We start from the raw sequence: 203 nt of genomic DNA, 5'->3' as shown, positions 1-203 counted from the left end.
GATCAACCGTATGAACAGAGCGGGAGAAAAATCGCTGGTGGTGCCGAGTGAATACCTGGAAGTGGTGATCACCCGGCGTTGACCTCATTCACCTATCTGAAGAGAACACTGTAGGAGCTGCCGCAGGCTGCGATCTTTTGATCTTCATTCGACGCAATAGGGTCAAGATCAAAAGATCGCAGCCTGCGGCAGCTCCTACAGGG

Source organism: Pseudomonas sp. F01002 (genome assembly GCF_004402115.1).
GTDB lineage: Bacteria > Pseudomonadota > Gammaproteobacteria > Pseudomonadales > Pseudomonadaceae > Aquipseudomonas > Aquipseudomonas frigoris.
This window is presented reverse-complemented; position numbering follows the sequence as displayed.